The organism is Streptosporangium sandarakinum (genome assembly GCF_050942225.1).
Taxonomy (GTDB): Bacteria; Actinomycetota; Actinomycetes; order Streptosporangiales; family Streptosporangiaceae; genus Streptosporangium; species Streptosporangium nondiastaticum.
Genome location: NZ_CP192034.1, coordinates 113,895 through 138,053 on the forward strand (window position 1 = coordinate 113,895; position 24,159 = coordinate 138,053).

Here is a 24,159-nt window from a genome sequence, read left to right on the forward strand (position 1 = left end):
ACGCGGGTACGGCAGCCGTTTCGCCCACTCACGCGGGCAGGCTGGCCGTTTCACCCGCCCCGTACGGGCCCGCCAGCCGTTCCGCCTGTTCCGTGAGGGGAGGGCCGGGCGGCTCTACGTCCTCGACCCGCCTGGACGGTGTGAGCGGTCCCGGGAGTAGGTGACCGTACGCCCGATGACCGTGAAACCCAGCGAGGCGTACAGCCGCGCCGGTCCGGGATGGGCCGCGTCACCCCGGACGTGCACGACCGCGGTCCGCGCGCCGGCCGCCCGCAGCCGGTGCATCGCCTCCAGGCAGACCGCGCGCGCCAGCCCCATCCGGCGGAAGTCCGGGTGCGTGCCGACGGGCTCGAACTCCCCGACGTGGTTTCCGGCGTCCAGCCAGGCCAGGCCGTACGCCACCAGCCGGCCGTCCGGGGCCTCGGCCACGCAGTCCAGCTCACGCCGGTACGGCCAGGCGCCCATGACACCGCGGTAGCTCTCCTCGGTGACCCGGGAGGAGCGGAACGCCGCCCGGTGCGCCGCGGCCCGGGCGGGCACGTCGCCGTCGTCCCGCACGTGCCGGACGGTGAACCCGGCGGGCGGCTCCACCGGGGGAAGCTCCCGCAGGTCATGGGCCATGCGCAAGAAGAAGGGAAGGCCGTCGGCGGGCCGGTAGCCGCGCCGGGTCAGGGCCGCGGAGACCGGACCCTCGCCGTCCATGATCTCCACACTCAGCGTGTCGCCGGTGGCGACCGTCTCGAACCAGCCGAGCACCTCATCCACCAGCCCGGGATGGCGGGGATGCACCAGCAGCCGCAGCTCGCCCGGCGGTTCGGTCCACCCCCAGGCCAGCGGGCGGCCGTCGCGCTCCCACAGCATGGTCGGCCACTCGCCGTCCCGCCCGATGTGCCGGCAGCGGCTCCAGGCGAGGCCGCCGACGTGCCAGCGACTGCCGGACGTCCAGGTGGTCCACGCGAGCTCCTGCATCCTGCGCAACGCGCCGGGACCGTGACAGGGCCGCATGACGATGTCGTTCACCTGTACGGCTCCCTCTCCTCGCACCTCCGCGACGGTCCCGGACGGTTCGGGTCCACACGCTTCCTCGACGGTCCCGGGTGATTCGGGCGGCACGCCGGATCGATCATCACATCCGGCATTCTCCGCCGTCGGGACGGGGCGCGACGGCGGTTCGGGCAACGCGGGTTTCACGGGCGGCCGGCGCGGAGCATAGCGGGGCGCCCCGGGCGCGTCTGTAGGACGTAACCACACAGTGGAGGTGATCGTGGACGCCGCAGAGGAGCGACGTTTCCGCGAGTTCGTCTCGGCACGGTCCCCGGCGTTGATGCGGCTGGCGTTCCTGCTGACCGGGGGTGACCAGCACGCGGCCGAGGATCTGCTGCAGACCGCGCTGACCAGGACGGTCACCAGGTGGCGGACGGTGGACGCGCCCGAGGCGTACGTCCGCCAGGTCATGTACCGCCAGCAGGTCTCGTGGTGGCGGCGGCACCGGGAGGCGGCCGTCCCCGAGCCGCCCGATCGGGCCGCGGCGGACGGCACGGACGGGGTGGAGCTGCGGCTCGTCATGCGGCGCGCGCTGGCGAAGCTGACGGCGAAGCAGCGGGCCGTCCTGGTCCTGAGGTACTACGAGGACCTGCCGGAGGCCGAGGTCGCCGGAATCCTCGGCTGCTCGGTGGGCACGGTCCGCAGCACCGCCCACCGATCCCTGGCCAGGCTGCGGCAGCTCGCGCCCGAGTTGCGGGAGCCGTACATGATCTTTGGGGAGGCGAAGAGATGACCATCGACGAGCTCGTCAGGCGGACCCTCCACGGCTGGTCGGAGGAGGCGCGGGTCCCCGCGGACCTGGCGTCGCGGGCGCTGGGGAGGCGGCGGCGTTCCAGGGTGAGGACGTTCGCGGTGGTCGCGGGGGCGACCGCGGCCGTCGTCGCGGGCGCGTTCGCGGTGCCGGACCTGGTCGCCGGGGGCTTTCCCGGGTCGGACGGCACCGCGCCCGCCGTGGCCGTCGCCACCGGCTCCGACCCGTCCGCCGCGCCTGGCCCGTCGGCGGGGACCCGGGAGACCCTGGGGGACGCGGACTCCGCGCCGCCCGAGACCCTGGTGGCCGCGGGGGACACGGCGGTCTACGCCTACTACACCTGGAGGAACGAGAAGGTCGTGGGCAACCGGGAGGCACGCCGGCTCACCTGGCACCTCTACGACGGCGACTCGGGAACCTACGAGAAGACCCCCTGGGCGTGGCTCGACCCCGCGCCGGGCGGGGAGTCCGCCGCGGTGCTGGAGTCGATCCCGGCGCGCCGGGTCGGGGTGGTGACCGTACGGGGCGGTGACGTGCGGTGGTTCGACCTCGAACACCCCGCGGGGGCGGTGTCGTGGTCACCGGACGGCACGAGACTGCTGGTCACCAACTACGACGACGACCCCGACCAGGTCGAGGTCATGGGGAAGGACGCCTGGACCGTGATTCCGGCGGCCCGGACCGGCTTCACCCTCATCGACCCCGCCGCCGGACGGCAGGACTTCCACCCGGCCGCGGTGGAAAGCGATGGTGGGGGGGCCAGCAGGCAGGACTTCTTCTGGAACGCGGACGGCACCCTGATCTGGGAGTGGACCAGCCCCGGTAGATCCAAGAAGTTCTACGGCATGGACGGCGTCCCGCGGCCCGTGCCCCCGGATGAGCCGGTGAAGCGGGAACAGGCGGCGGGGCTGTCACCCGGCGGCCGGTGGCTCGCGTCCAACAGCCCGGACCGCACCGCGGTCACCGCGGTGAAGGACATGAAGTCCGGCGAGGTCAAGCCGCTCAGGCCGGTCGACGGCTACTGGATCGAGCAACTCGCCGCCTGGGCCGACGACGGACACGTGATCGCCTGGGCGTGCGAGCTCAAGGGGGCCGACGGCTGCGTGAAGAGTGAGTTCCGCAACCGGCTGCTCCTCGTCGACGTCCGGGGAGGCGCGGTCGTGCCGCTCACCGGCTACCGGGAGAACAGCCTCCGGCCCGGAGCCTGGGCGCCGGTCTTCTCCCGCCGCTGAACCGGCCCGTGCCCGCTGTACGGCCCGTGCCCGCTGTACGGCCCGTGCCCGCTGTACGGCCCGTGCCCGCTGAACCGGCCCGTGCCCGCTGAACCGGCCCGTGCCCGCCGTACGGCCCGTGCCCGCCGTACGGCCCGCTCCCGTCACCGGACCGGCCCGCGCACCCCGGCGCGGGCCGTACGGCGGGCACGGCGGAAAACGTCTCGCGGCGCGGCGAGGCGCCCCCCTAGGCTTGCGGCCCATGACTCTCCAGTTGCGGCCGTTGACCGAGGACGACGTCGAGCGGTGGGCGCAGCTGCTCGCCGAGGTCGAGAAGGTGGACCAGGTCGGGGAGAACTATGGGGCCGAGGATCTCGCCGACGACCTCGACAACCCCATGCTCGACCTGGCCGAGGGCACCCTGGCCGCCTGGGACGGCGACCGGATGGCGGCCTTCGGCCTCACCGCCTGCGGCTCCGCCGCGGATCCGGCCCACCGGATGCACCTGTGGGCCGCGGTCCACCCGGAATACCGCCGCCGGGGCCTCGGCCGTCACGTGCTCGACTGGGCGATCCGCAACACGCCGGTGCTGCACGAGCGGCGCCATCCCGGCCGTCCCCTCGAACTCCACACCAGCGTCTTCGACGGCAACGAGGGCGCGACCGCGCTGATGCGGGCGGCGGGGATGACCCCCTCCCGGTGGTTCTTCACCATGGGCCGCGACCTGGACGCGGAGATCCGCCCGGCGGTCCTGCCGGCCGGCCTGCGGATCGTCCCCTACCGCGCGGACCTCGCCGACGCCGCCCGCGGGGTGCGCAACGCCGCCTTCACCGACCACTGGGGCAGCGTCCCGCACACCCCGGAGAGCTGGGAACGGACCATCGTCGGCGTGCACGCCTTCCGTCCCGAGGACTCCTACCTCGTACAGGACGGGTCGGGCAGGGGCGTGGCGGTGCTGATCACCCACTACTACGAGGCGGACACCCAGGCCACCGGGATCCGCGAGGCGTGGATCCAGATCATCGGCACGGTGCAGGAGTGGCGGGGCAAGGGGGTGGCCGGGGCATTGCTGGCCCACGCCCTCGGGGAGTTCCGCGCGCGGGGCTACCGGCGGGCCGCCCTGGGCGTGGACGCCGACAATCCGACCGGTGCCCTGGGCGTCTACACCCGCGCCGGGTTCGAGGTGGAGAACCGCACGACCACCTACGTGCTCCGGCTCGCCGGTGAGGCGTCCGGCGACTGACCGCGGTCCGCCGCCGGCGGTTCGCGGCGACACGGCCCGATACGACGGCGCGGCCCGGTGAGGCGCGGTCATGGATGCACCGGCCGGGAATCCGGTGATGCGCGATCGGCGGCGCCCGGCCGGCGTCCGGAAACGCGAGTGCGGCCCACCCCGCGAGGGGTGGGCCGCACTCGCGTTTCTCAGGACAGCTTGTTCGAAGCCTGATCCGCCTGGGCTTCGCCCTTGTCAGCGTGCCCGTCCGCCTCGGGGCCGGTCTTGGAGGCGGTCTTGCCGGTCATCTCGCCGGCCTTCTGCGTCCCGGTGTGAGTCTTCTCACTCACCCAGCGGGAGGCGTCGGAGGCGTTCTCCTTCAGCATGTCGGTCCACTGCTCGGAGTTCCTGCGGTACATCGCGAAGCCGGCGGCTCCGACCGCGAGACCCGCGAGCAGCAGGAACATCGGCCAGCTTCGGGACTTCCCCTTGGGTGCGGGGTCGACCTTGGCCGCGGCCTGGGACAGCATCGCGCTGACCCTGGGGGCGAGCTGCTCCTCCACGGAGTGAGCGGCCGCGTCCAGTCTCGGCGCGGCCCACTCTCGGGCCACGTAGAGCTTGTCCTGCGCCATGTCCCGGGCCTGGACGGCCACCGGTGCCATGCGATCGGCGGCACTCGCGACCTGAGACTTCATCTGCTGCAGTTTCATCTGCGTCATCAACCGTGCGTCCGTCGGCATGATCTTCTCGATCTTCTGCTTCTTCAGCAGTACAAGAGGCACATCAACCTCCCCAGTCGTCGGGGCCCCGTTGCGTCCCCTTCCCGATCGAAGGCGGCTCAATCATTACCGGCCGTGGGAGGATGCTAGATGGACCGGCTCCGGCCGCAGCCATCACAAGACCACAAAACAGCACCTCGCACAGGGTGTGAACAAAGAGACCCGAAGGGGGCAGTCCCTCGTGGCTGAGAAGTTGATCGCTACTCTGAACACCAACCGCGGCACCGTGAAGGTTCAGCTCTTCCCGGACCACGCGCCCAAGACGGTGCGCAACTTCGTCGAGCTGGCCGAGGGCACCCGTGAGTGGGTGCATCCGGAGACCGGCCAGAAGACCACCGACAAGCTCTACGACGGCACGGTCTTCCACCGCGTCATCGACGGCTTCATGATCCAGGGCGGCGACCCGCTGGGCCAGGGCATCGGCGGACCGGGCTACAAGTTCGACGACGAGATCCACCCCGAGCTGTTCTTCAACCGCCCCTACCTGCTGGCCATGGCCAACGCCGGCATCCAGGGCGGCCGCGGCACCAACGGCTCGCAGTTCTTCATCACCGTGGTGCCCACGCCGCACCTCAACGGCCGCCACACCATCTTCGGCGAGGTCATCGAGGGCCAGAACGTCGTCGACGCCATCGCCAAGACCGACACCGACGCCCGTGACCGGCCCAAGGAGCCGGTCGTCCTGGAGTCGGTCACCATCGACCGCGTCCAGGGCTGATCCGCCCGTGACCGTCGGGCGGCCGGCGACCCCGCGCACGGGGCCGCCGGCCGCCTCACGGCGCGGACACCCATGCCCGCCGTACGGCCGTTCCCGGCCACTGTGGCGTGCGCGGACACCCCGGATCCTTAATAGGCTGGCAGCCTGTGGACAACAGCACGGTCGAAGGGGCAGCGAGACGCCATGACCACCCAGCCTCCCGGCGAGCCTGACACCGCTGACACCGCGGCCGTCCCCACCTGTTACCGCCATCCCGGCCGTGAGACCTACGTGCGCTGCCAGCGCTGCGAGCGTCCGATCTGCCCCGACTGCATGCGGGACGCCTCGGTGGGCTTCCAGTGCCCCGAGTGCGTGGCCGAGGGCGGCAAGACGGTACGGCGGACCCAGGCGGTCTTCGGTGGCAGGCCGGTCGGCACCCCGTACGTGGTCTGGACGCTCCTCGTAGTGAACGTCCTGGCCTACGGCGCCCAGTTCCTCGACCCGGGGGTGATCGCCACCTTCTCCACCTTCTCCCCCGCCATCCACGAGGGCGAGTGGTGGCGCCTGGTCACCGGCGCGTTCCTGCACGCGCAGCCGGGACGGGGCTTCTCGATCACCCACATCCTGTTCAACATGCTGGCGCTGTACGTCATCGGCCCGCAGCTCGAACGCAGCCTCGGCTCGCTGCGCTTCCTGGCTCTCTACCTGCTCTCCGCGCTCGGCGGATCGGTGGCGATATACCTGTTCGGCATCAACGCGGTGGGCGCCTCGGGTGCGATCTACGGCCTGTTCGGCGCGCTGTTCGTGGTGGGCCGGAAGCTCCGCTACGACGTCACCGGCGTGCTGTGGCTGATCGGCATCAACGTGCTGCTCACGTTCACCCTCAGCGGCATCAGCTGGCAGGGCCACCTGGGCGGTCTGGTCGCGGGCGTCGCGGTGGCGGCGATCCTCGTCCACGCCCCGCGCGGGAACCGCAACGCGTTCCAGCTGGCCGGCTGCGTGGCGGTGCTCCTGCTGCTGGTGGCGGCGGTCGTGCTGCTGCCGCCGATCGCCTACGCGGCGCGGTACGGCCTTCCTGTTTGATCATCCACACCCTGGGGCTTCCCCAGGGTGTGGATAACCCTGTGGAAAGAACTAACGCCAGCGGGTGGACAGCACCACACCGAAGATGATGAAAACGAACCCGATGAACAGGTTCCAGTTGCCGAGGGCGCCGATGAGGGGCGCGGTGGGGGCCACATAGTAGACGGCGATCCACAGGATGCCGATGATCCAGGAGGCCACCATGACCGGCGCGAGCCAGCGCGGGCTCACCTTGACCGTCTGGGCCGTCTGGGGCGGGGTGTAGACCGCCTTCTTGCGAGACTTGGACTTGGGCACTGGGTTCTCCTGCGTCAACCCTGCGCGGTCCGGATCGTGCGCAGGCCGTGTAGCCAGCGTAGTCGCTGGTGGGTGAAGACCCGAGTAAGAATAGACCGCACACATGGGACATGGCGATCCCACGGGCGATCAGCACGGGGCAAACCTTGCGCCAACGGCGCGCTTCGCTCCGGTCCCGGGCCGCCTCTTCCGCCTAGCCTGAGTGAATGAGAGCCGCGCTGAGAGCCCTGGGGGAGACGGGCGTCACGCTGGGCGCGGTCCTGCTGCTCTTCTGCGCCTACCTCGTCTGGGGGACCGGCTCCTACACGGGTGAGCAGCAGACGCTGCTGCGCAGGCAGCTCGTCGAGGCCAGGAAGAACATCGTGCGGACCGGCCGGCTCGGCGAGGTCCAGGTGGGCGGGGCGCTGGCCATGCTGCGGATCCCCCGGCTCGGCGATCTCTACCGGTACGCCGTGGTGGAGGGCGTCGGCTGGGAGCAGCTCCGGATGGGGCCCGGCCACTACCCCGGCTCCGCCCTGCCCGGAAAAGTTGGAAATTTCGTTATTTCGGGGCACCGAACCACCTATGCCGCCCCGTTCAACCGTCTCGACGAGCTCCACCGGGGCGACTACATCGTGGTCGACGCCCGCGACGCCCGCTACACCTACCGGGTCACCGACAAGCGCGTGGTCGATCCCACGGACCTCGACGTCATCGCCCCGAACCCCGCCCATCCCGATCGCAGGCCGACCAGAGCCCTGATCACGCTGTCCACCTGCCACCCGGAGTACTCCGCCGCCCAGCGGCTGATCGTCACCGGCGAGCTGGAGGGACGCCGGGACCACCGCCCCTGGAGGGCGGACCGGAAGCCGGAACCGCCGCGGGCCGATCGGAAGCCGGAACCATCGCGGGCCGATCGGAAGCCGGAACCATCGCGGGCCGGCCGTCCACCGGGCGGCCCGGCCGCGGGAACGGGCGTGAAGGGAGATCACGCCGTGGACGGGCACTCCACGCACGGCCCGGAGGGCGGGCGTCCCGCGCACGGCCCGGCGGGCGAACACGACACGAGCGGATGAGGAGGGTCGCGTGTACGAGTGGATCTGGCGGCTGCTTCCCGGCGGCCCCGTGTGGAAGACGGTCACGGCGCTGACACTGGCCGGGCTGGCGGTGGCCGTACTCTGGTTCCTCGTGTTCCCCTGGATCGAGACCCGGATTCCCTTCGACCACGTCACGATGGTCCCATGACCCCGCGCCACCCGATGACCCCGCGCCGGCCGGGGACGGCGCCGCGCGTCCTCGTCGTGGACAACCACGACAGCTTCGTCCACACGATCGTCCAGTACCTCCGCGAGCTGGGCGCCTTCTGTGACGTCCGCCCGCGCGACCTGGTCGCGGCCGAGGACGCCGACGGGTTCGACGGGGTCCTGATCAGCCCCGGCCCCGGCACCCCCGAGGACGCCGGGGTGAGCGTCCCGCTCGTGATCCGCTGCCGGGACCGCGGTCTGCCGCTGCTCGGCGTCTGCCTCGGCCACCAGGCCATCGCCGTGGCCCAAGGCGCGACCGTCGCGCGGGCCCCCGAGCTGATGCACGGCCGGACCAGCGCGATCATCCACGACGGCAGCGGGGTCTTCGCCGGGCTGCCGTCCCCGGTCACCATGACCCGCTACCACTCGCTGGCCGTCGTCCCGGAAACCGTGCCGGCCGACCTCCGGGTGACCGCGACCACCGCCGACGGCACGGTGATGGGCCTGCGGCACCGTACCGCGCCCGTCGAGGGCGTGCAGTTCCACCCGGAGTCGGTGGTCTCCGAGCACGGTCACCGGCTGCTCGGAAACTGGCTCGACGAGGTCTGTAACACCCGCGTCCGCCTGAACGACTAACCAGTGAGCCCTTCCGCCATCGCCCCCGAGTGACGGAAGGGCTCACCGCTCTCTCCGGCCGGGAACGGCTCGCGCGGCCCGTGAACGACGAAGGGCCCCGCCGTACGGCGAGGCCCCTCATCGCGGTGCTGACCGGTCGCTCAGTTTCCGTCGCCGGGCGGCGGGTTGTCGAAGACGTCGCCGCCGCCGTCATCCTGGCCGCCGCCGTCACCCCACCCGTCGTCGGTGTTGGTGTCGTCCGGCTGGGGGTCGTCGCCGACGGTCGGCTCGTCGCTCGGGGTCGTCGGCTGCTGGGTCGGTTGCGGCGCCTCGCCGCTGGACACGACCAGCGTGATCGTGGTGCCCGGCTGGACCTTCGCCCCCGCTTCGGGACCCTGACTGAGGACGGTGTCCTTGGGCAGCTCGCTCGACTGCGGGACGACCTTGACCTTCAGACCGGCCTGCTGCAGCAGCCGCTTGGCGTCCTGGACCGTGAGGTTGGCCACGCTCGGCACCTCCACGGCCGCCTTGGGCACGTAGAGCCGGACGGTGCTGCCCTTGGCGGCCCGCTTGCCCGCCTCGGGATCGGTCTTGAAGACGACGCCCTCCTTGCCGCTGGAGACCTGGGGCACCACGCTGACCTTGAAGTTCTTGGCCTCCAGCGCGGAGGTGGCCTCCTCGGTGGTCATGTTGACCACGTCGGGCACCGCGACCTTCTCCAGGCCCTTGGAGACGGTGAGGACGACCTCGCTGCCCTTGTCCACCTCGGTCTCGGCCGGCGGGTCGGTGTCGATGACCGCGCCCTTCTCCATCTCCTCGTCGTACTTCTCGACGACCTTGACCTTGAGCCCCATGCCGACGAGCGTCTTGTTCGCCGCCTCCTCGGTCTGCGAGACCAGCGAGGGGATCTTCACCTTGCCGCCCTTGGCGGTGTCGCCGGGGGAGCTCAGGAACATGTAGCCCACGCCGATGAAGGCGCCGATGATCAGCAGCGGGACCAGGATCCACGCGGCGGTCCTGACCGCGGCGTTGCCGTTGCCCTGCTGGCGGCGCCGGCCGCCGCCTCCGCCACCCCCGCCGGCCGCCTCGGTGCCGTACTCGTACGCCGGGACGGCGGTGGTGCGCTGGGTGGCCGGGCCGGAGGCGCCGGCCGGGGTCTGCTGCATGGTCCGGGTGGCGGAGCCGTAGTTGTTGGTGATCGCCATCGTCTGGGCGTCCATCGGCATCCCGGACAGCGCCCGCTGGAGGTCGGCCCGCATCTCCCCGGCGTTCTGGTAGCGGTGCGCCGGGTCCTTGGCCATCGCCTTGAGCACGATGGCGTCGGCCCACTTGGGGATCTCGGGGTCGATCTGCGACGGCGGGATCGGGTCCTCGCGGACATGCTGGTAGGCGATCGCCACGGGAGAGTCGCCGGTGAACGGCGGCTGCCCGGTCAGCAGCTCGTACAGCACGCAGCCGGTGGAGTACAGGTCGCTGCGGGCGTCGACGCGCTCGCCCCGGGCCTGCTCCGGCGACAGGTACTGGGCGGTGCCGATGACCTGCGCGGTCTGCGTCATGGTCGCGGCCGAGTCGGCCATCGCGCGGGCGATGCCGAAGTCCATGACCTTGACGTCGCCGTTGCGGGTGATCATGATGTTCGCCGGCTTGATGTCCCGGTGGACGATGCCGCCGCGATGGCTGTAGTCCAGCGCCCGCAGGATCCCGTCGACCAGCTCGGCCGCCCGCTCGGGCATCAGCCGCCGGTCGGCGCGCAGCAGGTCGCGCAGCGTGCGGCCGTCGACGTACTCCATCACGATGTACGGCACCGGCGCGCCGTCCGTGACGTCCTCACCGGTGTCGTAGACCGCGACGATGGACGGGTGGTTCAGTGACGCGGCGGACTGCGCCTCCCGGCGGAACCTCGCCTGGAAGATGTGGTCCCTGGCGAGGTCCGCGCGGAGCGTCTTGATGGCGACGACCCGGTCCAGCCGGATGTCTCGAGCGCGGTACACCTCGGCCATGCCGCCGCGTCCGACGACGCCGTCGAGCTCGTAGCGATCGCCGAGGCGTCGGGGCTGAGTCATTTCCTGCACTGTCCCTTACCGTTCATCTTGGGTGCCGGTGATCCCTTGTTCCACCGGTGTCCATCATCGACCCCGTGCCGCATTACGTCTCCTCGTTCGGCGCGTCTGTTTCGCCGGGGTCGGGGGTGGTGCTGGTCGTGGTGCTCGGCGTCGCCGGAGGGGCGGTGGGGGTCGGGGGCGGAGGCGGGGCGGTCGGGGTGGGGCTGGGTGTCGGCGACGTGCTCGGCTGGGCGCTGGGCGTGGCCGATGTGCTTACGGTAGCCGACGGCGTGGACGGAGGCCGGTGCTGTTTCGTCGGCACGGCCGACGGCCGGCTCCGGACCGGTTTGGGACGCGTCGGCGTGGGCGACGGGGAGGCGGTGACGGCGGGGCTGGCCGGGATGACCGACCCGCCGGACCCGCGGTCGACGTTCCGGTGCGTCAGGTCCTGGGCGGCCAGTGCGCCGAGCCCGACGGCCGCCGCGCACCCCACCACCGTGGCGGCGATCATCGTCGTACGGCGCAGCCTCCGCCGGGGGCGCCGCGCACCGTCCGCGGTCTCCGCGCCGGGGCCGTACGGGTCCGTGCCCGCGACGCCCGGGTCCGCGATCCCCGCGCCCGCGACACCCGCGACGACCGAGCTCGCGCCCGCGGCGCCCGCGCCGGCCGGGTCCGTGTCGTCCGCCCCGACCGCGCCGACCGGGGTCGGCGCCCCGGCGTCCCCGTCCGCCGGGGCGGGCACGACGTCGCGCGGCCACTCGCTCGCGGGCTCCGCCCGCCACCCGTGCGGATCGGTCAGCAGGGCCAGCCCGGTCGCCCCGGCGGCGGTGAGCGACTCGCGCAGCGCGCGGGCCCGGCCGGCCAGATCCTCGGCCCCGGCCGGACGGCTGCCGGGGTCCTTGGCCAGGCATCGCATCACCAGGTCCCGCACCGCCTGCGGCACGCTCTCGGGCAGCGGCGGCGGCTCCTGGCCGATGTGCATGAGCGCGATCGCCACCTGCGTCTCGGAGACGAACGGTGGCCGGCCCGCGAGGCACTCGTAGGCGACCACGCCGAGCGAGTAGACGTCGGTGGCGACGGTCAGCCGCTCCCCCGACGCCTGCTCGGGGCTGACGTACTGGGCGGTGCCCAGGACGGTACCCGTCTGCGTCATGGGCGCGGCCTCCAGCGCCCGGGCGATGCCGAAGTCGGTGATCTTCACCGTTCCGGTCTCGGTGACCAGCAGGTTGCCCGGCTTGATGTCGCGGTGGATGATCCCGGACCGGTGCGCGGCCGCGAGAGCCCGGGCGGTCTGCTCGACCATGTCCAGGGTGTCCTCGACGCTCAGCCGGCCGGAGCGCTTCAGGATGGTCGCCAGCGAATCGCCGGGGACCAGCTCCATCACGAGGTAGGCGACGTCGTCGGCCTCGCCGTAGTCGAAGACCTGGGCGATGCCGGGGTCGGACAGGCCGGCCGCGATCCTGGCCTCCATGCGGAACCGCTCGCGGAAGTCGGGGTCCGCCGCCACGTGGCGGCGCAGCAGCTTCACCGCCACCTCGCGGCCCAGCAGCTCGTCGCGGGCCCGCCAGACCTCGCCCATGCCGCCCGTCGCGATCCGCCCCAGCGGGCGGTATCGACCCCCGAGCAACGCGGTCATCGTCTCAGCACCGCTTCCATCACGCTCTTGGCGATGGGGGCGGCGGTGTGACCGCCGGTGGCCTCGCCACCGGCGCTCCCGGACTCCACGATGAGCGCGACCGCGATCTTCGGGTCCTCGGCGGGGGCGAAGGAGATGAACCAGGCGTGCGGGTCGCGGCCGTCGGCGGTCTCGGCGGTTCCGGTCTTGCCGCCGACAGTGACGCCCGGGACCTTCGCGGCGCCGGCGGTGCCGATGTCGACGACGTTGACCATCATCTCCTTGAGCTTGGCCGCGGTCTCCTCGCTGACGGCGGTGGACAGCTCTTCGGGGTCGGCGGACTCGATCTCGTTGCCCTCGGCGTCGGCGACCTTGTTCACCAGGTAGGGCTTCATCACCACGCCGTTGTTGGCGATGCCCGCGGCGATCATGGCCATCTGCAGCGGGGTCATCTGGTTGCTGCGCTGGCCGATGGCGGTCTGGGCGAGCGCGGCCTTGTCGGCGTCGAGGTCCTCGTCGCCGCGGAGCCTGCTGCCCGCGACCGCGAGCGGGATGCTCAGCGGCTCGCCGCCGATGCCGAACTTCTCCGACTGCTTCTGAAGCGCGTCGTAGCCGAGGTCCATGGCCATCTTGCCGAACGGCGTGTTGCAGGACTTCTCCAGCGCGAACGACAGCGTCACCCGACCGGCGCCGCACGCCGCGCCGGCGTAGTTGGGCAGGTCGTGGGTGGTGTTGGGCAGGTCGAGCACCTGTGGGGCGTCGATCTGGCTCTGCGGGCCGAGGCTGTCGTCGCTTTCGAGGTAGGCGGCCATGGTGACCACCTTGAAGGTCGAGCCCGGCGGGTAGGTGCGCTCGATCGCCCGGTTGACCAGCGGCTTGTCCGCGTTCTTGTCCAGCTTGTTGTACGCCTTGTTGACGTCGGCCTTGTTGGGCACGGCCAGCGGGTTGGGATCGTAGGACGGCACCGAGACCATGGCGCGGATCGCCCCGGTCTTCGGCTCGATCGCGACCAGCGCGCCCTTCTTGCCGCTGGCGCTCAGCGCCTCGTAGGCCGCCTCCTGGGCCTTGGGATCGATCGTCAGGTCGACGTTGGCGCCCTTGGTCTTCTTGCCGCTGAGCAGGTCGATGCCGCGACGGATCAGCAGGTCGGCGCTGGAGCCGTTGAGCAGGCCGTTCTCGGCGCGCTCCATGTCGCGCTCGCTCTCGGGCGCGAAGAAGCCGGTGATGGGCGCGTAGACCTTGCCGCCGGGGTAGCGGCGCTCGAACCGGAAGTCCTTGTTGACGCCGGTGTCGACGGACTCGGCGAGCACCTTGTCGCCGGCGGTGATCCGGCCGCGCTCGACCTCGTAGCGGTTGTAGAAGTTGCGATTGTTGCGGGCGTCGGCGCTCAGCTTGTCCGCCTTGACGGCCTGCAGGTAGTTCACGTTGAACATGAGCAGGCCGAACATGAGCAGACAGGCGATGGCGACGCGCTTGAGGGGACCGTTCATCGCTGGAACACCTGCGTCATTCCTTCGTCCTGGATGGCCTGGGGCGGCGGCTGCCTGGCCGTGTCCGACGTGCGCACCAGCAACGCGATGAGGATCCAGTTGGCCAGCAGCGCCGAACCGCCCTGCGACATGAAGGGCGTGACCAGGCCGGTGAGGGGGATCAGGTTGGTGACGCCGCCGACGATGATGAAGACCTGCCAGGCGAGGATGAACGACAGGCCGCCCGCCAGCAGCTTGGAGAACGGGTCGCGGGCCGCGAGCGAGGTGCGCAGGCCGCGCTCGACCAGCAGCGCGTAGAGCATCAGCAGGGCCATCAGCCCGGTCAGGCCGAGCTCCTCGCCGACGGCCGGGAAGATGAAGTCGGAGATGGCCAGCGGGATCAGGTCGGGGTGGCCCTGGCCGAGCCCGGTGCCGAGGATCCTCCCGGTGGCCATGCTGAACAGGCCCTGCATGAGCTGGGCGCTGCCACCCAGCTCACGGTCGTAGAACGCCTGGTTCTCCGGGTCGAGGAAGACCTCCCACCGGGCGTACACGTGGTCGAAGATCGTCCCGGCGAGGACGGCGCCGCCGATGAACAGCAGGATGCCGATCAGCACCCACGAGGTGCGCTGGGTGGCGACGTAGAGCATCGCGATGAACGTGCCGAAGATCAACAGCGAGGAGCCGAGATCCTTCTGCAGGATCAGCACGCCGAGGCTGAGGCCCCAGACGATGAGGATCGGGCCGAGGTCGCGGGCGCGGGGCAGGTCGATGAAGAGCAGCCGCCGCCCGGCCAGGGCCAGCACGTCGCGCTTGGCGACGAGGTAGCCGGCGAAGAACACGATCAGCGCGAGCTTGGCGAACTCGGCGGGCTGGAGCTGGCCTAGGCCGGGGATGCCGATCCAGATCCGCGCGCCGTTCTGCGAGACGCCGATGAACGGCAGCAGCGGAGAGATCAGCAGGACGAGACCGACCGCTCCGGCGGTGTACCTGAACCGTTGCAGCGCGCGGTGGTCGCGCAGCACGATCAGCGTGACGGTGAACATCACGACCCCGACGGCCGTCCACATCAGCTGGGTGGTGGCCGAGGCGCCGAACGCCTCGGCCTCCTCCAGCCGGTAGATCATCACCAGTCCGAGGCCGTTGATCAGCGTCACCAGCGGCAGGATCAGCGGGTCGGCCCAGGGGGCGAACTTCGCCAGCACCAGGTAGGCCACCAGCATGAGGCCGCCCAGACCGAGGCCGTAGCCCAGCATCCCCGCCGGGATCTTCTGGTCGATGGCCAGGCCGACGTTCGCGTACGCGAACATCACGATCGCGACGGCGAAGGCCAGCATCGCGAGCTGGGCCACCCGTCGCTTGGCGGGCATGGGGACGGGCTCTGCGGCAGGGGTGCTCATGTGTCTACTGCGACCTCGTGGGTTCCGGGGTTGCGCTCTCGCTGGGCTGGGCGGTCTGCCTGGGCTTTCCCTCCGGCTTCTGGGCGGACGACTTCAGCTCCTGGATCTTCCGCAGGCCGGCGTCGACGTCGGGGACGGGGATGCCGTCGCGGACCTGACCCTGCTGGAAGGCTCCGAGGACCGTTATCGACTCGGCGGTGCTCCGGGCGACGTCGAAGAGCTCGATGGGACCGATATTGGTCTTCACGCCCTGGAAAACCACGATCTCATCCCCTTTCGCCCCCACGAAGTACTGGTCGTCGAGCCACTGGTTTCCGAAGTACCACCCTAGGCCGCTGCCGACCAAGACGACGCCCCCGGCGGAGGCCAGAAGGGGCCACAGACGCCGCCGGCGTTTCGCCGGGCGTCCCGCGGCCCGGGGGGCCGCGGGCCCGTCCTCGTCGTCGGTGACGACCGGCTGCGGCATGGTGATCGCGGCGGCGCGGCCCGCCGGGGTGTCCGGCGGCTGCGGCTGGGACCGGGTCGAGCCCGCGGCGCCGACCACGGCCGCCTCGGCGGCCGGGACGGACCCCTCGTCCACCTCCAGGACGTCGGCGACCACGCAGGTGATGTTGTCCGGGCCGCCGCCGCGGTTGGCCAGGTCGATGAGCGCGCGGACCACCGCCTCCGGATCGTCCACCGTCGAGAGCGTGTGGTGCAGCGTCTCGGCGCTCACCACCCCCGACAGCCCGTCGGAGCACAGCAGGTAGCGGTCACCGACCTGCGCCTCGCGCAGGGACAGGTCGGGATCGACCTCCCCGCTGCCGTCGAGCGCCCGCAGCAGGATCGACCGCTGCGGGTGCGTGGCGGCCTCCTCCAGGGTGATCCGCCCGTCGTCCACGAGGGACTGCACCAGAGTGTGGTCGTGCGTGATCTGGTAGAGCTCCCCGGCCCGCAGGAGGTAGGCGCGGGAGTCGCCGACGTGGACCAGCGCCACCCGCGTCCCGGACCACAGCATGGCGGTGAGCGTGGTGCCCATGCCCTTCAGGCTCGGGTCGCGCCCGACCATCTCGTGCAGCCTGCGGTTGGCGTCGCGGACCGCCGCCTCGATGGCGCTGAGCAGGTCGCTTCCGGCCGCGCCCTCGTCGAGGGAGGACATCGCGGCGATGGCGACCGAGCTGGCCACCTCACCGTGGGCGTGGCCGCCCATGCCGTCGGCGACGGCGAGCAGGCGGCCGCTGGCGTACGCCGAGTCCTCGTTGCCTTCGCGGAGGAGCCCGACGTCGGAGCGGGCGGCGTAACGGAGTGCGATGGTCATTTGCGCAATTCGATGACGGTCTTACCGATGCGGATCGGAACACCGAGCGGCACCGGAGTCGGACGGGTGACTTTGGAGCGGTCGAGATATGTGCCGTTGGTCGAGCCGAGATCTTCCACGATCCACTGACCGTCCTGGGGGAAGAGCCGGGCGTGCCGGCTGGAGGCGTAGTCGTCGTTGACCACCAGCGTGGACTCGGTCGCCCGGCCGATGGTGATCGTCGCCTCGCTGAGGGGGATGGTGGTGCCCTGCAGGGGCCCGCCGGTCACGACCATCTGCCGCGGCTCCCCCTTCTTGGGTTTGGCCGCGGGCTTGACCGGTTTGGGCGTCTTGCGGGCTGAGGCGGCGCCTGCCGTCTGGGAGCCGAAGAGGTCCGTCCGGATCACGCCGACCGCGGCGATCACGAAGAACCACAGCACCGCGAGGAAGGCGAGCCGGATCAGCAGCAGCGTGAGCTCGGACATGGAGCGTCTGTTTACCTCTAATCGCGCCGGAAAACCAGTGTCGTGCGTCCGAGCGTCACGCGAGTGCCGTTCTGGAGCTCGACCCGGCGGACCGGCTGGCCGTTGACGAAGGTGCCGTTCGTGGAGCCGAGATCGACGAGCACGACCTCGGGGCCCTCCACTCGCAGCTCGGCGTGGTGCCGGGACACACCCGGGTCGACCAGCCGCAGATCGCAGTCGGTGCCCCTGCCGAGCAGGGTCACCGGCGTGGTGAGGTCGTAGGAGCGCTGCCCCTGCGGGTCGTCCTGGGTGGAGACCAGCAGCCGGGGCTGCCCGCCGAAGGCGCGCGGCCGGGCCGCGGGCACGTCGCTCGGGGGGTGGCGGATCTCGTCCTGCTCGACCGTCGCGCCGCGGATCACGCCGGAGCGGATCCGGAACAACCCGACCGCCAGGTCCTCGGCGGTCTCGAAGCGCACCCGGACGGGTCCCACGAACGAGTAGCCCTGCTCCTTGGCGTACTCCCTGGCGAGGTTGGCGAGTTCGTGGCCGATGCTGTCGGCGTAGACCTCAAGGCGCTCGCTGTCGGTCATGGACAGCTCGACCACGAAGTCGTTCGGCACGAGCGTGCGCCCCTGCGCGACGATCGCGGCCCGCTCGTCCATCTCCCGCTGGACCGCGCTGGCGACCTCGACCGGCTGAAGGTCAGATTTGAACGCCCGCGCAAAGGCCCCCTCGACCAAGCCTTCGAGCCTGCGCTCGAAGCGCTGAAGGACTCCCACCGGGTACCTCCCTTCTTCCGTCCTATGTGGGTCACGGCCGCTGGGGGGCTCGTTCCTCGCTCTCTCGCACCCAAGCTCCTCCGCTCCGCGTCTAGGAGGATCGTATCCGGGTTCGTGGGTAGCGGCTGATTCGTGCTAATGTTTCGACCGCACCCAACAAGGGCGGGTGGCGGAACGGCAGACGCGCACGGTTCAGGTCCGTGTGTCCGAAAGGACGTGAGGGTTCAAATCCCTCCTCGCCCACGCGGAACCGTCGATGAAATCGGCGGATCCGAACTGTCGATGAAGGGCCCCGGTTCGTGAGAGCCGGGGCCCTTTCGCATGTCGCGGCGGCCTTCCCCCGGAGTCCGGGCGGGGGGCCGTACGGTGACCGATCATGGCCGACTGTCTACCCCGAATCGCTTGCAGGGCACTTTCGGCGGGCTTGCTGGAGATTCATCCTGTTCGCCCTCAGCTTAATGATCATGGCGATCCGGCTGCCCGGTGCGATCGGGATATCGCTGACCTGCGCGGAAAGGGGATCGCCGGTCCGGGCGACGGAAGGCCGCCGGGTTGAGCCGGGTTGAGCGGCCGGACCGGCGCGACCGGGGGCCGGTGGGAGGAGCCGGGTGGCTCCGTGCGGGAACCGCCTGCGGCGGAAAGAACCGGACGGCCCGGTGCGGGAACCGCCGGCGGCGGGAGGACGCGGTCCGCCCCGCCGCCGGCTTCGTTCTCCGATGACCCCTCAGCGGGCGGCCAGGACCCGGACGTCGAGGATCTCGCCCACCAGGTCGGTGAGGCTCACCATGCCGGCCACCTCGCCGCCCTCGTCCGTGACGAGGCCCACGTGGGCGTGTGCGTCCTGCAGGACGGCGACCGCCTCGGAGATCGTCGTGGTCTTCGCCAGCCTGGGCGCCGGGCGGGCGAGCTCCGCCGGGCTCTCTCCGGGCCGGATCAGCAGGTCCCTGACGTGCAGCACACCCACCACCTCCGAGCGGCGCCCCGCGTTGACCAGCAGGCGCAGGTGCCCGCTGTCGGCGGCGGCGCGGCGCACCTCGGCCTCCGGGGCGTCGCCGGCCACCGAGGCGGCCCGCTCGATGGGCAGCATCAGCCGCTCGACCGGCTGCTGGTGGGCGCGCAACGCCCGGGTGAGCAGGTCGTGCTCGGTGCGGTCGAGCAGGCCCATCCGCCCCGACTCTCCGACCAGCATGGCCAGCTGCACCGGCGTCCTGGTGGTGGCGAGCTCGTCCCTCGGGTGCACGCCGAACATCCCCAGCACGGCGTTGGTCAGGCCGTTCAGGGCGGCCAGCACCGGCCGCATCACCCGGGTGAAACCGCGGAACGGCAGGGCCACGCTCATCGCCGCGGTCTCCGGGTGGGTCAGCGCCCACGACTTGGGGGCCATCTCGCCGACGACCATGTGCAGGAACGTGACCAGGGCCAGCGCGAGCACCAGCGAGACGGGGACCCGCAGCGACTCGGGCACGCCCACCAGCCCGAAGACCGGCTCCAGCAGGTGCTCGATGGCCGGCTCGGTGACCATGCCCAGGCCCAGCGAGCACAGCGTGATGCCGAGCTGCGCGCCGGCCAGCATCAGCGACAGTTCCTTGCCGCCGCGTACGGCGGCGCGGGCGACGATCCGGGTGAACCGGCCGCCCCGGCCCGCCAGCTCCTCCAGGCGGTGCCTGCGGGCCGAGATGACCGCGAACTCCGCGGCGACGAAGAAGGCGTTGCCGATCAGCAGCACCACGCCGAGCAGCAGCGCGCCCACGGGGCTCATCGCTTTCTCCCCGCCGCGCCGGTCCTGGCGCCCTCTCCGGTCCGGTGGCCGGCGCTCAGGGCGGGCTCGCCGCGCCGCGCGCCGTTCTCCCGGGCGCCGTCGTCCCGCGGGCCGTCCTTCCGGGCGCCGTTCTTCGCGCGGTCGTCCGGTGTGCCGTCGTCCCGCGCGCCGTCCCCGGCCGCGGGGAGCGACAGCCGTACCCACTCCGGGACCCGGCGCTGCACCGACAGCACGGTGAGCACCGCGCTGGCCTCCTCCGGGCCGTCGTCGTCGAGCAGATCGGTCTCCATGGTCAGCGGGACGGTCACCTCGTCGCCGAGCTCGGCCATCCGGCCGAGTTCGGCGAGCACCAGGCCCGCGATGGTGTCGTAGTCGTCGCTCTCCGGGAGCGCCAGCTTGGTGACGCGCTCGACCTCGTCGAGGCGGAGCGTGCCGGGGAGGTTCCAGGTGCCGTCGCCGTTGGCGACGACGCCGGCCGGCTCGGGGTCGTTCTCGTCCATCAGCTCGCCGACGAGCTCCTCGGCCAGGTCCTCGACGGTGACCACGCCGGCGAGCCCGCCGTACTCGTCGATGACGCAGGCGAGGTCGTCGCGGGCGGCGCGCATGCGCTCCAGCACGGCCGGCAGCGGCAGCGAGTCGGGCACCAGCAGGGCCGGGCGGGTGATCCGCGACAGCGGGCCCTCGGACTCGCCGGAACGCAGCAGCTCGCGGACGCCCGTGACGCCGACCACCTCCTCGCCGTTCTCGGTGGACAGCACCGGATAGCGGGAGTGGCCGTGCTCGCGGATCGCGTCGACCAGGTCGGAGATCGGGCGCGCGGCGCGGAGCAGCACCACCCGGGGGCGCGGCACCATGACGTCCTCGGCCGTGCGGTCGCCGAACTCCAGGGCGCGTTCGAGCTGCTCCGACAGCCGGGGCGGCAGATCGCCGGCCGTGGCCGACTCGGAGATGATGCGGGACAGCTCCTCGGGGCTCGCGCCGTGCTCGACCTCCTCGACCGGTTCCACGCCCACCCGGCGCAGCAGGCCGGCGGCGGCGGAGTCGAACAGCCGGATGACGGGCCCGGCGACCTTGAGGTAGCCGAGCGTCCAGCGGGCCAGGAACTTGGCGACCGGTTCCGGGCGGGCGATGCCGAAGTTCTTCGGGGCCAGCTCGCCGAGGACCATCTGGACCACGGTGGCGATCACGATGGCCAGCGCCACGGCGAAGCCCGGCACGACGGCCGCGGGCAGCCCGACGGCCGAGAGACCGGGACGGATCACCTCGGCGATGGCGGGTTCGGCGATGAAGCCGACCAGCAGCGCGGTGACGGTGATGCCGAGCTGCGCACCCGAGAGCATGAAGGAGAGCCGGCCCGTCACCTCCAGCGCGCGCCGGGCGGCGGCGTCACCGGCCTCGGCCTGCTCGCGCAGCACGGCGCGGTCGGCGGCCACGAACGCGAACTCCTGGGCGACGAAGAAGCCGGTGGCGACGGTGAGAAGGAGTACGGCCAGCAGACCGAGAGCCGTGTTCACAGGGCGGTTCTCCCGGTCGGGTCAGCGGTTCCCGTGCCTGTGCACGGGCCGGTACTCCATGGGTCCGGAGTGGACACGATCATCCTTTCGAGCAGAGGTCGTCCTCTACCGTAACGATCCGTGAGGGGTTGGTGTTTCCAGATCGGCTGACGACTGCATCACTGGGGTTTATGTACCGTCTGGGTACTTCTGTATGACCAAAACTTGGGGAGAGGCTTCGCGGGCCGGGGCCGCGACGTAGCGTCGATAATGGCTTTTCATCGCGAACCGGAGAAGTGGCGGGGATACGACGTGGGTGACGCGCAGGACGACGACGACCGCACACGTGCGATGCGGCCGCCGCCCGCCGAGCCGTGGCGCGCGGCGGGGCAGCCCGCCCATCCGACCCCGGGGCGGAGCCGCACGTCCCCCGCCCAGGACGCCGGCCGTACGGCCCGTGACCAGGGCGCCGACCGTACGGCCCGCCATCAGGGCCCCGGCCGCGCCGCCGGGTCCGAGCCGGGGGACGAGACGGCCCCCCGGGCGACCTCGCGGGTCTACGGCCAGGCCAGGCAGGGATCGGAACCGGTCAGGCCGCTCCGCGGCTCGCAGTCGTCCTCCGCCCGGCCCGCGGACGCCGATCCCCCCGACAGGAAAGGCGGCCCCCGGATGCCAGGCGCCACCTGGAGACCGAAACGACCCGGCAGGCTGGCGGTGCGGATCCTCGCGGGCCTGGTCGTCGTGCTGCTGGTGCTCGGCGTCGTCGGCTTCTTCGTGATCAACTCGCGGCTGAAGGAGGTCGACGCGCTCGGCGAATACGACGGCCGCCCGGACGCCACCGCCGGCACCAACTGGCTGCTGGTCGGCTCCGACAGCCGTGAGGGCCTGACCAAGGCCCAGCGCAGGAAGTTCGCCACCGGCCGCGCGGTCGGCCGCCGCACCGACACGATGATGCTGCTGCACGTCCCCGACGGCGACGGCCGGCCGACCCTGGTCAGCCTGCCCCGCGACTCCTACGTGCCGATCGACGGGCACGGCAGCGACAAGCTGAACGCCGCCTACGCCTACTCCGACGGCGGCCCCAAGCTGCTGGCCAAGACCGTCGAGAAGGTCACCGGCCTGCGGATCGACCACTACATGGAGATCGGCTTCGGCGGCTTCGTGGGCATCGTGGACGCCATCGGCGGGGTCGATATCAATGTCAAGCAGGACATCAAGGACCCCAAGGCCGGGATCGACCTGAAGAAGGGCGTGCAGACGATGGACGGCGGCACCGCCCTCGGCTACGTCCGCACCCGCGCCACCGGCGGCATCCCCGACTTCGAGCGGACCCAGCGCCAGCGGCAGTTCTTCTCCGCGGTGGTGAAGAAGGCGTCCGCCCCCGGTGTCCTGCTCAACCCCTTCCGCTCCGTCCCGCTCGCGCTGAGCGCCACCGACGCGGTGGTGGTCGGCGAGGAGACCGGCGCCTTCGACCTGCTCTCCCTCGGGCTGGCCATGGGCGACAATCCGGTCACCACGATCGTCCCGGTCGCCTCCTTCCCCAAGGTCAACGGGCAGGACGTCGCCAAGTGGGACACCCAGCGGGCGCTGCGCATGTTCCGGGCGCTGGCCGAGGACAAGCCCGTCCCCAAGGACGCCCTCGGAAAGTGACGCGGTCTCCCGGCGCGACGCCGGGGGACCGTTGGCCCGCCCGCTCCCGGCCCCGGCCTCCGGCGGACTCGCGCGGGGCGGAGCGGGGCCGGGCGGCCGTGGAACAGGCCCCGGGAGCACTCCACGTCCGCGCGGTCCGGGGCGTAGGGTCTCGATCATGACGACCATCGCCGAGGAAGTCCTCCTCCTCGCGCTCAGCGAGCGGGAAGGCACGCAGTTGGTCGGCTCGACCGATCTGGGCGTCGCTCTCAGCGGCGCCCTGCTGGCCGAGCTGGCGATCGACGGCCGGGTCGGCCTGACCGACAAGAAGATCGCCGTCCTCGATCCCACCCCCCTGGGCGACGAGGAACTGGACGCGGCGCTGGCCCGGATCGCCGCCGAGGACAGGCCGCACAAGCCCGACCGGTGGGTCTACAAGCTCCGTTCGGCCAAGCTCCGCGGACGCCTGCTCACCAGGCTGGCCGAGCGCGGCGTGCTGGGCGAGGAGCGGTCGAAGATCCTGGGGATCTTCCCCCGCACCCGCCACCCGGAGCTCGACCCGAGCGTGGAGCGGGCGGTGCGCGAGCGCGTCCGGGAAGCGCTGACCGGAGCCGCGACCGACGAGCGGACGGCCGCGCTGATCGCCGTACTGCACGCGGCCAAGATCGACCGAAAGGCCTTCCCCGACGAGGACCGGCGCGCCTTCAAGGAGATCGCCGAGGGCCACTGGGCGGGCGACGCGGTCTCGAAGACCATCGCCTCCATCAACGCCGCCGCGGCGGGCGGCGCGGCGGCGGCGGCCGCCGCGACGTAGCCGATCGCGCACGGCCTGTGCCGCCGTGCCACCCGCCCGGTACGGCGGCGCCCGCCGTACCGGGCGTCCCGTACGGTCATCCGTTCCGTACGCCCGGGGGCCCGGCCGGGCCGCACGACCGTGGGCCGGTTGGGCCGCTTCCTGCCCCACCAGGGGGACGGACTTGGGACAATGGGTGTCATGACTGTTCCTGAGGTCGAAGCACAGGCCGTCCCCGACGGAGCGTTCCTGCTCGACGTGCGCGAGAACGACGAGTGGCGGGCGGGGCACGCGCCCACGGCCGTCCACATCCCGCTCGGAGAGCTCCAGGTCCGGGCCGGCGAGGTGCCGCCGGACGCGCCCGTCTACGTGATCTGCCGCTCCGGCGGCCGGTCGGCGCACGCCGCCGCCTGGCTCAACCACGTCGGCCGGGACGCGATCAACGTCGGCGGCGGCATGCAGGCGTGGGGGAGCGCGGGCCTGCCGATGGTGAGCGAGAGCGGCCGGGACCCGTTCGTGGCCTGATC

23 protein-coding genes and 1 tRNA gene are annotated in these 24,159 nt (G+C 71.8%); 12 read left to right on the top strand and 12 right to left on the bottom strand.

The window, feature by feature from the left end; translation table 11 throughout:
* Positions 1-114: 114 nt before the first annotated feature.
* Positions 115-1,020 (bottom strand): GNAT family N-acetyltransferase, encoded by a 906-nt coding sequence (locus tag ACQP10_RS00525; RefSeq protein WP_399498730.1) that lies wholly within the window; start codon positions 1,018-1,020, stop codon positions 115-117.
* 244 nt (positions 1,021-1,264) lie between these two features.
* Between ACQP10_RS00525 and ACQP10_RS00530 the strand changes: the two genes are divergently transcribed.
* From ACQP10_RS00530 to ACQP10_RS00540, 3 genes are all read left to right on the top strand, one after another.
* On the top strand, positions 1,265-1,777 hold the full coding sequence (locus tag ACQP10_RS00530) for a SigE family RNA polymerase sigma factor (RefSeq protein WP_346018220.1): 513 nt from the start codon (positions 1,265-1,267) through the stop codon (positions 1,775-1,777).
* Entirely contained in the window at positions 1,774-3,027 is a 1,254-nt protein-coding gene (locus tag ACQP10_RS00535) for a hypothetical protein (RefSeq protein WP_433540654.1), read from the top strand. Before ACQP10_RS00530 ends, ACQP10_RS00535 begins: the two co-directional genes overlap by 4 nt.
* Before the next feature lie 241 nt (positions 3,028-3,268).
* A complete protein-coding gene (locus ACQP10_RS00540; RefSeq protein WP_433540655.1) occupies positions 3,269-4,249 on the top strand; it encodes a GNAT family N-acetyltransferase in 981 nt (326 codons plus the stop codon).
* 179 nt (positions 4,250-4,428) lie between these two features.
* On the opposite strand, the gene ACQP10_RS00545 is transcribed toward ACQP10_RS00540, so the two are convergent.
* Entirely contained in the window at positions 4,429-5,001 is a 573-nt protein-coding gene (locus ACQP10_RS00545; RefSeq protein ID WP_346018217.1) for a hypothetical protein, read from the bottom strand.
* A gap of 178 nt (positions 5,002-5,179) precedes the next feature.
* On the opposite strand from ACQP10_RS00545, the gene ACQP10_RS00550 reads away from it, so the two are divergent.
* Positions 5,180-5,716 carry a peptidylprolyl isomerase gene (locus tag ACQP10_RS00550; RefSeq protein ID WP_179821361.1) on the top strand — a complete coding sequence of 179 codons (537 nt, stop codon included), beginning with the start codon at positions 5,180-5,182 and terminating at the stop codon, positions 5,714-5,716.
* Between the two features lie 183 nt (positions 5,717-5,899).
* Positions 5,900-6,778: a rhomboid family intramembrane serine protease gene (locus tag ACQP10_RS00555; RefSeq protein ID WP_346018216.1), complete on the top strand. Its 879-nt coding sequence runs from the start codon at positions 5,900-5,902 to the stop codon at positions 6,776-6,778.
* Positions 6,779-6,829: 51 nt separating this feature from the next.
* Here ACQP10_RS00555 and ACQP10_RS00560 read toward each other — a convergent pair whose 3' ends face one another.
* Positions 6,830-7,075, bottom strand: a complete 246-nt coding sequence (locus tag ACQP10_RS00560) for a cell division protein CrgA (protein WP_179821357.1) — start codon at positions 7,073-7,075, stop codon at positions 6,830-6,832.
* Between the two features lie 206 nt (positions 7,076-7,281).
* On the opposite strand from ACQP10_RS00560, the gene ACQP10_RS00565 reads away from it, so the two are divergent.
* The 3 genes from ACQP10_RS00565 to ACQP10_RS00575 are packed head-to-tail and all read left to right on the top strand — an operon-like array spanning position 7,282 to position 8,934.
* A complete protein-coding gene (locus ACQP10_RS00565) occupies positions 7,282-8,130 on the top strand; it encodes a class E sortase (protein WP_433540656.1) in 849 nt (282 codons plus the stop codon).
* A gap of 10 nt (positions 8,131-8,140) precedes the next feature.
* Positions 8,141-8,299 (top strand): hypothetical protein, encoded by a 159-nt coding sequence (locus tag ACQP10_RS00570; RefSeq protein ID WP_179821351.1) that lies wholly within the window; start codon positions 8,141-8,143, stop codon positions 8,297-8,299.
* On the top strand, positions 8,296-8,934 hold the full coding sequence (locus ACQP10_RS00575) for an anthranilate synthase component II (protein ID WP_433540657.1): 639 nt from the start codon (positions 8,296-8,298) through the stop codon (positions 8,932-8,934). The genes ACQP10_RS00570 and ACQP10_RS00575 overlap by 4 nt, the downstream gene beginning before the upstream one ends.
* Before the next feature lie 140 nt (positions 8,935-9,074).
* On the opposite strand, the gene pknB is transcribed toward ACQP10_RS00575, so the two are convergent.
* From pknB to ACQP10_RS00610, 7 genes are all read right to left on the bottom strand, one after another.
* Positions 9,075-10,976 (bottom strand): Stk1 family PASTA domain-containing Ser/Thr kinase, encoded by a 1,902-nt coding sequence (gene pknB / locus ACQP10_RS00580; protein ID WP_346018213.1) that lies wholly within the window; start codon positions 10,974-10,976, stop codon positions 9,075-9,077.
* 82 nt (positions 10,977-11,058) lie between these two features.
* Complete coding sequence (locus ACQP10_RS00585; RefSeq protein ID WP_389992556.1) at positions 11,059-12,591, bottom strand: protein kinase domain-containing protein; 1,533 nt, start codon at positions 12,589-12,591, stop codon at positions 11,059-11,061.
* Complete coding sequence (locus ACQP10_RS00590; protein WP_346018211.1) at positions 12,588-14,060, bottom strand: peptidoglycan D,D-transpeptidase FtsI family protein; 1,473 nt, start codon at positions 14,058-14,060, stop codon at positions 12,588-12,590. Before ACQP10_RS00590 ends, ACQP10_RS00585 begins: the two co-directional genes overlap by 4 nt.
* A complete protein-coding gene (locus ACQP10_RS00595; RefSeq protein ID WP_433540658.1) occupies positions 14,057-15,439 on the bottom strand; it encodes an FtsW/RodA/SpoVE family cell cycle protein in 1,383 nt (460 codons plus the stop codon). Before ACQP10_RS00595 ends, ACQP10_RS00590 begins: the two co-directional genes overlap by 4 nt.
* Before the next feature lie 4 nt (positions 15,440-15,443).
* The gene (locus ACQP10_RS00600) at positions 15,444-16,736 is read right to left on the bottom strand and encodes a PP2C family protein-serine/threonine phosphatase (RefSeq protein WP_399498738.1); all 1,293 of its coding nucleotides are present in this window, start codon (positions 16,734-16,736) and stop codon (positions 15,444-15,446) included.
* Entirely contained in the window at positions 16,733-17,200 is a 468-nt protein-coding gene (locus ACQP10_RS00605; RefSeq protein WP_179821337.1) for an FHA domain-containing protein FhaB/FipA, read from the bottom strand. The genes ACQP10_RS00600 and ACQP10_RS00605 overlap by 4 nt, the downstream gene beginning before the upstream one ends.
* A gap of 17 nt (positions 17,201-17,217) precedes the next feature.
* Entirely contained in the window at positions 17,218-17,958 is a 741-nt protein-coding gene (locus ACQP10_RS00610; RefSeq protein WP_179821335.1) for an FhaA domain-containing protein, read from the bottom strand.
* A gap of 160 nt (positions 17,959-18,118) precedes the next feature.
* Between ACQP10_RS00610 and ACQP10_RS00615 the strand changes: the two genes are divergently transcribed.
* Positions 18,119-18,201: transfer RNA gene (locus tag ACQP10_RS00615), tRNA-Leu, on the top strand.
* 481 nt (positions 18,202-18,682) lie between these two features.
* Here the strand turns inward: ACQP10_RS00615 and ACQP10_RS00620 are convergent.
* Both ACQP10_RS00620 and ACQP10_RS00625 read right to left on the bottom strand, forming a co-directional pair.
* Positions 18,683-19,717 (bottom strand): hemolysin family protein, encoded by a 1,035-nt coding sequence (locus tag ACQP10_RS00620; RefSeq protein WP_433540659.1) that lies wholly within the window; start codon positions 19,715-19,717, stop codon positions 18,683-18,685.
* Complete coding sequence (locus ACQP10_RS00625) at positions 19,714-21,231, bottom strand: hemolysin family protein (RefSeq protein ID WP_433540660.1); 1,518 nt, start codon at positions 21,229-21,231, stop codon at positions 19,714-19,716. The genes ACQP10_RS00620 and ACQP10_RS00625 overlap by 4 nt, the downstream gene beginning before the upstream one ends.
* A 291-nt stretch (positions 21,232-21,522) precedes the next feature.
* Between ACQP10_RS00625 and ACQP10_RS00630 the strand changes: the two genes are divergently transcribed.
* The 3 genes from ACQP10_RS00630 to ACQP10_RS00640 all read left to right on the top strand — a co-directional run bounded on the left by ACQP10_RS00630 (position 21,523) and on the right by ACQP10_RS00640 (position 24,157).
* Complete coding sequence (locus ACQP10_RS00630; RefSeq protein ID WP_389992545.1) at positions 21,523-22,860, top strand: LCP family protein; 1,338 nt, start codon at positions 21,523-21,525, stop codon at positions 22,858-22,860.
* Positions 22,861-23,017: 157 nt separating this feature from the next.
* The gene (locus tag ACQP10_RS00635) at positions 23,018-23,653 is read left to right on the top strand and encodes a GOLPH3/VPS74 family protein (protein ID WP_433540661.1); all 636 of its coding nucleotides are present in this window, start codon (positions 23,018-23,020) and stop codon (positions 23,651-23,653) included.
* A gap of 171 nt (positions 23,654-23,824) precedes the next feature.
* A complete protein-coding gene (locus tag ACQP10_RS00640) occupies positions 23,825-24,157 on the top strand; it encodes a rhodanese-like domain-containing protein (RefSeq protein WP_189250155.1) in 333 nt (110 codons plus the stop codon).
* The last annotated feature ends 2 nt before the right edge of the window (positions 24,158-24,159 follow it).